General features: G+C 34.2%; 11 protein-coding genes and 1 pseudogene. 4 read left to right on the plus strand and 8 right to left on the minus strand.

Features of this window, described 5'->3' with window-relative positions:
- The 3 genes from AC4CVD_RS18390 to repM all read right to left on the minus strand — a co-directional run.
- Positions 1–976 (minus strand): ATP-dependent nuclease (locus tag AC4CVD_RS18390; protein WP_490753658.1); only part of this gene is annotated, 976 nt, incomplete at its 3' end.
- A gap of 307 nt (positions 977–1,283) precedes the next feature.
- Complete coding sequence (locus tag AC4CVD_RS18395) at positions 1,284–1,820, minus strand: plasmid replication DNA-binding protein (RefSeq protein ID WP_490753672.1); 537 nt, start codon at positions 1,818–1,820, stop codon at positions 1,284–1,286.
- Between the two features lie 66 nt (positions 1,821–1,886).
- Positions 1,887–2,816, minus strand: coding sequence for a replication initiation protein RepM (repM, locus tag AC4CVD_RS18400; protein WP_490753660.1), 930 nt, complete (start codon positions 2,814–2,816; stop codon positions 1,887–1,889).
- Positions 2,817–3,984: 1,168 nt separating this feature from the next.
- Between repM and AC4CVD_RS18405 the strand changes: the two genes are divergently transcribed.
- From AC4CVD_RS18405 to AC4CVD_RS18420, 4 genes are read left to right on the plus strand one after another with little or no spacing between them, the layout of a single operon-like run.
- Positions 3,985–4,278: a hypothetical protein gene (locus AC4CVD_RS18405; protein ID WP_490753662.1), complete on the plus strand. Its 294-nt coding sequence runs from the start codon at positions 3,985–3,987 to the stop codon at positions 4,276–4,278.
- The gene (locus AC4CVD_RS18410; protein WP_490753664.1) at positions 4,271–5,170 is read left to right on the plus strand and encodes a phage integrase N-terminal domain-containing protein; all 900 of its coding nucleotides are present in this window, start codon (positions 4,271–4,273) and stop codon (positions 5,168–5,170) included. The genes AC4CVD_RS18405 and AC4CVD_RS18410 overlap by 8 nt, the downstream gene beginning before the upstream one ends.
- Entirely contained in the window at positions 5,170–5,400 is a 231-nt protein-coding gene (locus tag AC4CVD_RS18415) for a hypothetical protein (protein WP_490753666.1), read from the plus strand. Before AC4CVD_RS18410 ends, AC4CVD_RS18415 begins: the two co-directional genes overlap by 1 nt.
- On the plus strand, positions 5,397–7,172 hold the full coding sequence (locus AC4CVD_RS18420) for a type IV secretory system conjugative DNA transfer family protein (RefSeq protein WP_490753668.1): 1,776 nt from the start codon (positions 5,397–5,399) through the stop codon (positions 7,170–7,172). Before AC4CVD_RS18415 ends, AC4CVD_RS18420 begins: the two co-directional genes overlap by 4 nt.
- 101 nt (positions 7,173–7,273) lie before the next feature.
- On the opposite strand, the gene AC4CVD_RS18425 is transcribed toward AC4CVD_RS18420, so the two are convergent.
- The 5 genes and pseudogenes from AC4CVD_RS18425 to AC4CVD_RS18445 all read right to left on the minus strand — a co-directional run.
- Entirely contained in the window at positions 7,274–8,017 is a 744-nt protein-coding gene (locus tag AC4CVD_RS18425) for an OB-fold protein (protein ID WP_490753670.1), read from the minus strand.
- 35 nt (positions 8,018–8,052) lie between these two features.
- Positions 8,053–8,376 (minus strand): hypothetical protein, encoded by a 324-nt coding sequence (locus AC4CVD_RS18430; RefSeq protein ID WP_264077521.1) that lies wholly within the window; start codon positions 8,374–8,376, stop codon positions 8,053–8,055.
- A gap of 35 nt (positions 8,377–8,411) precedes the next feature.
- Complete coding sequence (locus AC4CVD_RS18435; protein WP_264077520.1) at positions 8,412–8,702, minus strand: addiction module antidote protein; 291 nt, start codon at positions 8,700–8,702, stop codon at positions 8,412–8,414.
- A gap of 3 nt (positions 8,703–8,705) precedes the next feature.
- Positions 8,706–9,002: a type II toxin-antitoxin system RelE/ParE family toxin gene (locus tag AC4CVD_RS18440; protein WP_264077519.1), complete on the minus strand. Its 297-nt coding sequence runs from the start codon at positions 9,000–9,002 to the stop codon at positions 8,706–8,708.
- Between the two features lie 355 nt (positions 9,003–9,357).
- A pseudogene (locus AC4CVD_RS18445) lies at positions 9,358–10,256 on the minus strand (hypothetical protein); the annotation flags it as partial.

Genomic DNA, 10,256 nt, shown 5'->3' on the forward strand with positions numbered 1-10,256 from the left:
GAATCTGAGAACCGGATGCTTCTAAATATATATTTAGTTTTTTGGCCAATGTGTTACACATTACAACATCAGAAGGACCTTCCACTAGAAGTGGCCTGTGAGAAAAAAGAGTTAACTTATGTTCTTGTCCTAACTTAGAAATCAGATTTTTAATTTTCTCATTTCTTAGAGTTCCATCTTCCTTAGAAACTTGCTTAGGTTCTGAATTTAGGTCATAGCAAAATATTAAAGAAGATAAATCTTCTGGCTTATTGATACAAAGCATCTCTGTAGAATGTGTTGCGATCACTATAATTTTTTTATTTGTATATTCATCTGGAATTCCAACAATATCCAGAATCTCATTTAATAAAAAGGATTGAAGTTGTGGATGCAATGATACTTCTGGTTCATCGATAAATAGGGCTCCTACTTCATCATCGTAAAGGGCACACAATATTCCAACTAAATGCATTAGTCCTGATGCTTCACGTGCGGATGAATATGGTTCTGATCCATCTAAACGAGAAAAAAATATTTTTAGATGACCATCATCCCAACTAACAATCAAGTTTCTTCGAAATAACTTACTTAATCTTTCTTGGATTTTTATCAAGATATCTGGACGTTGAGCTAAAGTCTGATAGTCGCCTTGTAAAGTTTCAATATCGTGTCTACGCTTAGCAAAGTCTTTACTGCCAAATTGAGCATAGTCATATTCAAAGTTGTAGTGTGTACTGTGACCATTATAGCTTATTCGATGACCATCATAGTTTGATCTGAACTGCTCTAATAAACCAATACGTCCAGCAGAGATAAAACGAGTTTTTTTCTGAATATGGGGCCGTATGCTATCTCTTAAACTTCTTAAAAGATGTGTTTTACCTGAGCCATTAGGACCTAAAATACAAGTAAAAGTATTTTCTAATATGATATTTCTTTGAATAGATCCATTATGGCTATTGATATTACATGTAAGATTTAAGGGCAAATCCATTTAAATAAACTCTTGTTAAAAATAAATTTTTTAATTTTATAGTAAAATTTTACAAACTAGATGATTAGTTCGAGCTTAATTAGAATTTGGTAAGACTTATCTTAAATTCTTAATTTAAGATTTTCTAAAATTAACATAATACGCGTTATACGAAATGCGTTATAATTATCTATAGAAATCAATGCTGTAGTTACATGATTTTAGCCCACATACCCTCTGGTGGGCTTTTTTTATGATTTTTCACGTTCCACGCCTATTATTTGATCAATGTTTCACAACTTTGTTCATATCAGTTAAACAATCGTGGTTAATCATAGGGTCTAAAAAAACGGCTCCAAAAGCCTCTTTTTTGTGGTTCCTGTTCTATCTGTTCAAGCACTGGAATGCGCTTGTTTTCAAGAGTAGTCAATCCGTCATAGTTCGGCTCTGGCTCTAACCGAGGATCTGTTGCTATATCCTGATTAGATTTCTGATCGGTAAACGTATTCATATTGGCTTTTGGGGCTTCTAATAGACGTTGCATAGCTTCAATCTGTTCTTGATAAAACGATTCACGTTCTAGTGATTGATTTTCTCTCTGTACTGCCTGATTTAATTGTTTTTCTAGTATGTCAACTTGACGTTTTAATAAGTCAACTTCTGTTAAGTTTTGACTGTTAGTCGATTGACTTTGGTTGACAGTAGAGTTGTTCTTTTGTGGCTCTCCAAAGACCCTCAAAGCCTCTGAAAAATCAATTAATCCATCAGATCCTTTTGATAAATTTCCTTTATTTATATGGGCATAAATAGCCTGTCTAGAGTATCCATATAGTTTTGCTAGTTCTGAAACTGACAGTTTTTTCATCATGTAAACCAGTTTTCAATTTGTGTTAATACTTGACTGTTAACTTTACAATGTCAATTAACAACGTCATTGAAACCCTACTTTTTTTAGTAAAGGAATTAACTCCTTAAATTTCTCTGAATCTTGCAGCATTTCAGCGATGCGTATTGCAAATTGTTGATAGCTTTCTGTGCCTTGGGAATACTTACTCATCTCAGGAAGTTCGGAGAGTTTATTGGCAAATAGGTGGCATTGTTTATCGGTCATTTTTGAAAAAAGATCGATAGTGTCTAGATCACGCTTATTCTCTAGTGACTTAGCAGCTGATTTTTTTTGTTTAAAGTTAAATGAAAAGCCTGTAATTGATCTACCAGTCTTATGCTGTTCAACTTTGGCCGTGATGTCTGTATGTTCATTAACTTGTTTTAATGCAATCTCTAAGACGTATTTTTTAAAGTCATACATCCGCTTGTATTCACGATCGAGCACACCTATTTTTTGTCTGAAATCATGCATATTTATAACTGGTGTTTTTCCTGTACTACGCCATGCAATAAGGATCTCATATAAACGAACAGCATAAGCACTTGTTAAATTGCTAATTTGCTGTATTTCATACTTTGTAAATTGTTCTTCTAGTCTTGTAATTAAAGGAACAATAGCGGGAGAAAAAATAAGTCTAACAACCGCTTCATGGTCAATATAAGCGACCTCACTCACCCATCTTGACTTATGATTAATAACATTACCTTTTTCACTGAGACTTTGATAACTAAACTGTCTTGCAAATAGACTATCACAAGCATTTTTTAGTGCTTGATAAGCTGTATTTCGATGTACACCAAATTGATTGATATAACTCTCAGCATGAACCGTTAATGGGTTATTAGCATTTATTCCCTTACCTGATTCCCTTGCTTCAATAATAGCTAGGAGAATTAACCGCTGTTCAACTAGATCAAGGTTGTAACTGGCATTAATCAAGGCATTATCTTTAACGATTAGTTCTGTTTTCATAAGACGAGTTATATTTTTAATTCGTTAAGACGAGATTACATTTCTAATTCGTTTAATGCAAGGTAAACCTCGTTTTAATGCAAGGTAAACCTCGTTTTAATGCAAGGTAAACCTCGTTTTAATGCAAGGTAAACCTCGTTTTATAATGTATAAAAACCTTGTAAATAAGGGCCTTCAGCATATTTAAAAGCATTGAAAAACTTTAAAAATAACTAAAAGCCTAAGCAAAGAAAAATTGCCCTTGGTTTTCGCTTCGCTCAAACTCTATTGAATCTCGCTTTCGCTCGATTCGTGGGGGCAATTTTTGGTTAATATTTTCATAACTTTGAAAAAACAAAAGCAAGATCAAAAACGACTCGGAATTCGCTTCGCTCATGAGTTTTTTTACTCGCTACGCTCGGTCTTGAATCAAACTTGGAAGGTTCGCACCCATGCGGGATGCTCTGCAATGCAAGTGATTAATGGATACGGAGCTTGTAATCATGAAAAGAGATGGCCAAATTTTCTCAGTTCGCTCGTAGACACTCGCTCTACTAATTACTCTTAAGAGGAAAAGAGAACAAAGCGAACGGAATGTGAGCGACTAAGAAAAATCTAAATCTCAAAACTTATTCTCTCTGACTACAAGCTCCCATCTAAATTTTTTCGGGAGTAGCCGAGTCATCCCGAAGGGTGGCGACCTCCCTTTTAGATACGCGTAAACAGTTGCCATTACTCGGAGCGTCACTGCCTTCTAGGTAGTGACGCTCCGGGTATAGCCTTGATTTATGCGATATAAAGCCTTTTTTAAAAAATTATGCCCACGTGATTTAAAATTTGTTTTATTATTAAAACTTATCTTTTTTGCTCTTTTTCATAGCTTTCAATGTTCTCCAATTAAAAAAATCGCAATAAACATGAAATATCAACATCTTACGTGCTTGATTAGAACTTTTGTTTCCTTGTTTATGAATTTATTTCTCCACTGGCCAATCAAAATTTTTAATACTTTTCATATTAAAAATGGTCATTAACACTTACCAAAGTTGGATGCGATTCGATTAATTTTTAAACAAAATGGTGAGAAAAGTCTCTGCAGTGATTTTTTTCGCCCAAAAATTGGTTTTTTTAGAAAATTTTTTAAACTTTTTTGTAAGCTGCACTTTCATTAAAAAAAGTGGAGCTCAAAATGAGTATTTTTTCACGTTTATTTCACCAAGATTCTCATCAAAATCATGCGATTTTACAGCGTTCTGCTGTTGAATATTTTGATATGACTGCATATGTATCACTAATTTTTAGTGATGGCCAAAGAACATTAAAAGCAAGTGAAATCAAAGAGTTTTCTTTTTCTCGACGCTTAGGCTGTTATCTTGTGCTGATTTCTGAAAATCAATGTAGTGAAACAAAAAGAATTAGTAAAAAGTGTAAAGCTGAAATTGAGAAATTGCAGCTTATGCTTGATGACATTATTTGTGAATAAACTAGAAGCACAGCTTATGCAAATTTGCCAGCACAATCGTGATGGCTCTTTTGCAACTCAAGCAAATCGACATGAAATGTTGTCACTTTTTTCGAGACAACTGCATGAATTGGGTTATCGCACTGATAAATTAAATGTTCATGATTTAAAAACTAGACATGTCAATGCACTTCTGAACAAGTGGAAAGATGAAGAAAAAAGCATTGGTACGATTAAAAACCGGATGGCTATCTTGCGCTGGCTTTTCAAAAAAATTGGAAAACCCGTGGTTATTAAGAATAGTAATGCAATTTATGGAATACAAAATCGGCAATATGTGACAAATGAAAATAAATCAATTTCATTAAAAGGGATCGATTTATCGCAAATTGATCCAAATATTGCGCAAAGTTTGCGATTGCAAGAAGCCTTCGGACTTAGACGTGAAGAATCAATTAAATTTCAACCTAGCTATGCTTTAGATGGACAATATATTGATAATGCTAAATATATTCGAATAAAGAGCAGTTGGGCGAAAGGTGGCAGACCACGCACAATCCCGATAACCAATGAAAAACAGCGCAATGAGATCTGGAGTGCATACGCGCGAGCGGTTGAAAATGGGGGGTCTTTGATTCCCAAAGAAAAAACGTATGTTTCTCATTTGTCTTTTTTTGAAAACATCACAAGATCGCTCGGTCTCGGGCAAACACACGGTTTGCGACATGGCTATGCGCAAGCACGATATTTGGAACTTATGGGCTTTGAATGTCCCGCTGTTGGTGGTATTAGAAAACTCACGGCTGTAGAAAAGCAAAAAGATGAGGTGATACGTCTGCAAATTAGTGAAGAGCTCGGTCATAGCCGAATCAATATTACGTCGGTGTACCTTGGTAGCTGGAGTAAAAAATAATGGTTATTGCCGAAGAAATAAGAGCAAGACTTCCTATTTGTGGTAAATGCATCAATTGCAAATTGGTGATTTGGAATGCAGAAGCTGAGCTAAAAACGACTCCTAATTTGATCCGTTTTAAAAAATTAGAGCAGAATTTCTTTTACATGGTGCGATGCTCATGGCTCAAAACGCCAATCTTTGAACCTCAATTCTTAACGGGGTGTGAGGGGAAACAAGAGCAAAGATGAATCCATTACATATTCCATTCAATCAGTTACTTAGTTCTTTTCGTGGGCTTCTCATTGCAGAATTAATCTTAGCTTTTGTCATTGGAGTCTTATTAATTATTTTATTTAATACTTATATTTTAATAACTTGGAAGATAAAGGAGTCTGATGTAGAGCGAGTCAAAGATAATGCTTTTAAGTTTTTTTTAGTGATTTCAACAGGGCTTTTTATATGTGCTGTTATTCATTATTCAAGCTATTTAAACGTTAGCAAACTTCAATTTTTTATACTTATGTTGCTTGCGATGGGTGAGCTCGTTTTGGCTTCTTATGCATCTTCAAGAATTATTGGGCATGAAAATATTGAGTATGAGCGAAAAACTATTGAGAAAAAGCAGTCTGCCGAGGGGTTAGGAACGCTTTTAAATGCAGTTGAGTTAACGCAAGAGGTTGGAACCCCTTTAATTTCTTATATTTTGGATGATCAGCTTAAGGAACCTGTCTGGAAATCGCTAAGAGTGACCAATGAAGACCGAGGGATTATTGCAGGCGTATCCGGTGCAGGTAAAACAGCTTATTTAGTTCTACAATTGATTGATTGGATGGAATCTGGACAAAGTTTTGTTGCAACAGATATCAAGCCTGAAATTTGGGCGATCTTGAAATATAACAATATTTTTGAGCAGTTCGGATATAAAGATTGGGTTTTTAATCCAACCGATATCAATGCGGATCACTACAATTTATTTTCAGAAGTACATGATTCAGCGGAATTTAATGAAGTGCTCAATATCATTATTCCTGACTCTGACTCCTCAGATGCAAAAGTCTTTAATGATAATGCAAGACGGCTTTTAAAAGCCGTGCTGATAGAATTAGGCCCTAAAGCATCATTGCCAAATGCGCAACGTTTTATCAATTTAATGGACGATAATGCTGAGCTGTTAAAGACCTTGAGACAGTCGCAAAATGAAACCGTGTCGAGTATTGCAAAAGATATTTCGCGTACAGCAAAAAGTGATAACTTGTTTGCATCGATCATGACCGCAGTGTCAAAAGCATTTGACTTTCTTGATGATGAACGCATTAGAAAATCAATTTCAGACAATGCAGAGGGCTTTTATTTAAAAGACGTTCTGATGCAGCCCAAACAAGCAGTTTTCTTGCAATTTGATCAGCAGTATAAGAGTTCAACGGCAACACTTTTTGGTGCAACTGTGGCGCATGTCATGCGCATCCTGCAAGCGAATCAAGATCGTGGCGCGGTGTTCCTCGCGCTTGATGAAATTATCAATTGTACCCCTATTCCAAAATTTACTGAGTTACTCAATACCATCCGTTCTGCAAATATGCCTACTTTCTTATACCTGCAAAGTTTAGAGGGCTTAAATCGCTTGTATGGTGCAAATGCCGACAGGTTATTCTTAGGTTCGAGCAATTACAAAGTTGTGTTCAGAATTGAAGATAATTTTACTGCTGAGGAATTTAGCAAACTGATTGGGAAAACAGAAACGACTTATTTCATCTATGCAAAGAATAAGGGGCAAGGTATAAATAATCATGATATTCAGACCCAAAGCACGTCATCAGGCGATTCAGAAAATACAAGACGTGAATATATTATTGAGCCTGATGAGTTGATCCATTTGCCTAAATATACTGCTGTTGTAATGTATAACGGTACGTTTGGCACCTTAGATATTCCAAAGTATTGGGAGTTGTTTGATATGCCGATACGTATTAAAAAGGCCAGTCCAAGTGATTACTTGAACTATGAAAAAACGGCTATATAGCCGTTTTTTGTTATCTGGTGTGCCCTAACAACAGAATTTCGCATAAGAGGTTTTATGTTAAATAAAAAGACACTTACTAGGTATGTGTTTTTGGGGCAATGTTACTTGGTAATAAACTTCTCTATATCCATTATTGAGTCCTTGAAATCTTTACAAGCCTCTGACTCTTTCGATTTACCACAAGATTTTTTGAATTCTTTCTCAATTATCTTCTCAAAATCCTTTTCAGAACTCATAACAGCATTTTTACAGATAGAGGAATATATATTTTTAGAGCAAGACTCATTAAAAGTATTATCAGGAATAGATTTAGATAATATTGATGAAAATGAAGAAATTCCTTTATTTGCTCTTATCTCTGATAAATTAGTTTCTGATGCTTTTTCCCAAATCCAATTCTGATAATTAATACATTGAGTTGCTGAACTTACCGTTGTATTAAAACAATACATATCTACTTTTTGATTGGGTTTAAGGCTTGCCGCAAAATCAGAATCGGAAATATAAGCCTTAAAATTTACATAGTTTTCTGTTAGATCGGCATACATTTTTCCATTTTGATCTAATTTTACATTTTTGACTGTACCTTTTAAGCGGATCCATTGACTTGCATAATCTCTATTTGCCGCCACCTCATTCCCTGCAAAATCATTCTTTATTTTATTTGTTGTTACTGCCTTTTTAGGCGAAATTTTAACTATTTTTTCCCAGTCAAATAGTGCATCACCACTATCTATCCACGTGGTAAAATCATCATAAATAAGAATATTCTTTATGGATTCTTCTTTACTTGCAAAAGCAAATGATGATGTCATTAATAATGTTGAGATTAGAAGACATTTCATAAAAATAACTTATTTCTTAATTAACTAGGAGTGGGTCACCATTCGCCACGCTTACATAATTTATAAGCGCGCTCAGCGAATGTCTTGATTTGGTTTTTTACACCTTCTTTTAATTCAGGAATATGACCAAAATATTGCCTTGTATATGCTTCATCTATTAGATTTAATCTTCGGGATAGCTCTCTTCCCTTAAATTGCTGTTTTGTAATATTCCTATATTGCATTTGGTCCATACCACTTTGACGTATAGTCATTACTTCTTTAGCAATTTCATAAAAATTTTCACAATCTTCATATTTTTCTGCAAAAATATGTGTCGAAGAAGAAAGGAAAATTACAAATAAAATTATTTTTCTCATTATTAAGTTTTCTTAATTGTGTAGCAGAAAATACATTATACATTTTGTACAGTTAATTTTAAGCCTAATGCATGAACAACACGGTTAATTGTATCAAAACGAGGTGATGAATCTTGACGCAGAGCTTTATAAAGCGCTTCACGACCTATTCCAGCCTCTTTTGCAATTTGAGTCATACCTCTAGCCTTTGCAATAACACCGAGTGCATGTGCTAATTCGGCAGGGTCATTATCCTCAAGAACTATATTGAGATACATCACAATATCTTCTTCAGTCTTAAGCGCTTCTGCCATGTCAAAGCTAGGTAGATCAGCGACTTTAACCATTTTTTAATCCTCTAAAGATTTGGATAGCTCTACAGCTCGGTTTATATCTCTTTGCTGTGTAGATTTATCACCCCCCCCAAGCATAACTATTACAACATCACCATGTTTGATGTAGTACATGCGCCAACCTGGGCCGAAGAACTCTCTCATTTCCCAAACGTCTTCTTGAATATGTTTTACATCACCCCAATTCCCACGTTGAACCTTATCTAATCTTCTATTCAACTTAATACGGGTTATATTGTCTTTTAGGCTATCTAACCATTTATCAAATTCAGGGAGACGTTTAATTTCGATCATGAATGTTCCTCACTATATTGTAGTCGATCGAATACATTTAATATAGCAAATATTAATCATTTTATTTGATATAATCAATATGCTATATAAGATATGCTTATTGAAAAAGTCAGAATCATTGGCAAGAAGTATCAAAAACGTTCATAAAAAAGCCGACTTGGAAACAAGTCGGCTTTTCGGGTTTGCGTCCCCGATTTTTTTATAACATAACTTTTTGAAATATAACACTATTTAAAAATGAATTTCGTATAGCGCCCATTATGTTAAATGCACTGTAAATTCCACGATTTTTGGAGTTCTCGTATGAAATTTTATGTTAAATAAAAAGCCACTTAAGAATTAAGTGGCTAGATTTTTATAATAATTTGCTATGTATGGAAGTAATAATATTTTCATCTTTATGAATAGTTAATGGGAATTTATCACATTTAATAATTCTGCTTTTTAATTCAACTATTAAATTATCTCCATTTCTAGTTAAGTTAAAGATCTTGGCTTTATCAGGAAATAAAGATGAAGCAAAAATGTTGAGATCTTCTTGATTAGTAGCATCTTGGATTTTAGGTAAACAAGGAGCCACGATTGCTAATAATATATCCTGTAGTGCAAGAGCTTCATTGATTTGACTTGTAGATGCCGCAAAGATTAGACATTTGACAATATCTTCATATGCATGATGGATTTGCTCGTTCGTCAGAGTATCAATATGAGAGATTTCTTCTATTGCTGCATCAACCTTTTTCTCAGAAGTATTTTGATCCGACAAATTATAATAAGATTCAATAGCTCCTTTTTTTAAGAAAAATACACCACAAGATTCAATAATTTCTAACAATGCCTCATATCTGTTTTTAATAATTATCCAATCTGTATGATTTTCTTTTAAAAAATCTATTAATACACTGTTATCATTAGAAAATAGTATTGAGAATGCTGCTCTTTTTTTGGCTTTAGCTATATCAGATTGACCATTAGTCCAATATGGATGTTGTGTAGCTAAAGCTTCTATTTGATTCCATTTGGTATTCACTAAAGTAGCGAATGTACTATTAATGTCTCGAGCCAAACTAAGAGCATCTCTTGCTCCTTTTGTTGATGCTTTAAAGTTAGCTGATTCATTTCCTGTTAAGAATGGAGAAATCACATCAACTCCATCTGCAATAGCATCAGCATCAGCTAAAATTACAGGCTCTTTACCAAATAGTTTAAGTAGTTTAGCTACTATAGGAATTTGATCTTTACCAATAACAGGAA

The organism is Acinetobacter sp. LipI_23 (genome assembly GCF_058243045.1).

Bases quoted from the DNA above. Each gene is read 5' to 3' on its own strand.
- AC4CVD_RS18395 (WP_490753672.1), bottom strand. From the start codon at position 1,820: ATGAAAAAACTGTCAGTTTCAGAACTAGCAAAACTATATGGATACTCT.
- AC4CVD_RS18425 (WP_490753670.1), bottom strand. From the start codon at position 8,017: ATGAAATGTCTTCTAATCTCAACATTATTAATGACATCATCATTTGCT.
- repM (WP_490753660.1), bottom strand. From the start codon at position 2,816: ATGAAAACAGAACTAATCGTTAAAGATAATGCCTTGATTAATGCCAGT.
- AC4CVD_RS18415 (WP_490753666.1), top strand. From the start codon at position 5,170: ATGGTTATTGCCGAAGAAATAAGAGCAAGACTTCCTATTTGTGGTAAA.
- AC4CVD_RS18435 (WP_264077520.1), bottom strand. From the start codon at position 8,702: ATGGTTAAAGTCGCTGATCTACCTAGCTTTGACATGGCAGAAGCGCTT.
- AC4CVD_RS18405 (WP_490753662.1), top strand. From the start codon at position 3,985: ATGAGTATTTTTTCACGTTTATTTCACCAAGATTCTCATCAAAATCAT.
- AC4CVD_RS18420 (WP_490753668.1), top strand. From the start codon at position 5,397: ATGAATCCATTACATATTCCATTCAATCAGTTACTTAGTTCTTTTCGT.
- AC4CVD_RS18440 (WP_264077519.1), bottom strand. From the start codon at position 9,002: ATGATCGAAATTAAACGTCTCCCTGAATTTGATAAATGGTTAGATAGC.
- AC4CVD_RS18430 (WP_264077521.1), bottom strand. From the start codon at position 8,376: ATGAGAAAAATAATTTTATTTGTAATTTTCCTTTCTTCTTCGACACAT.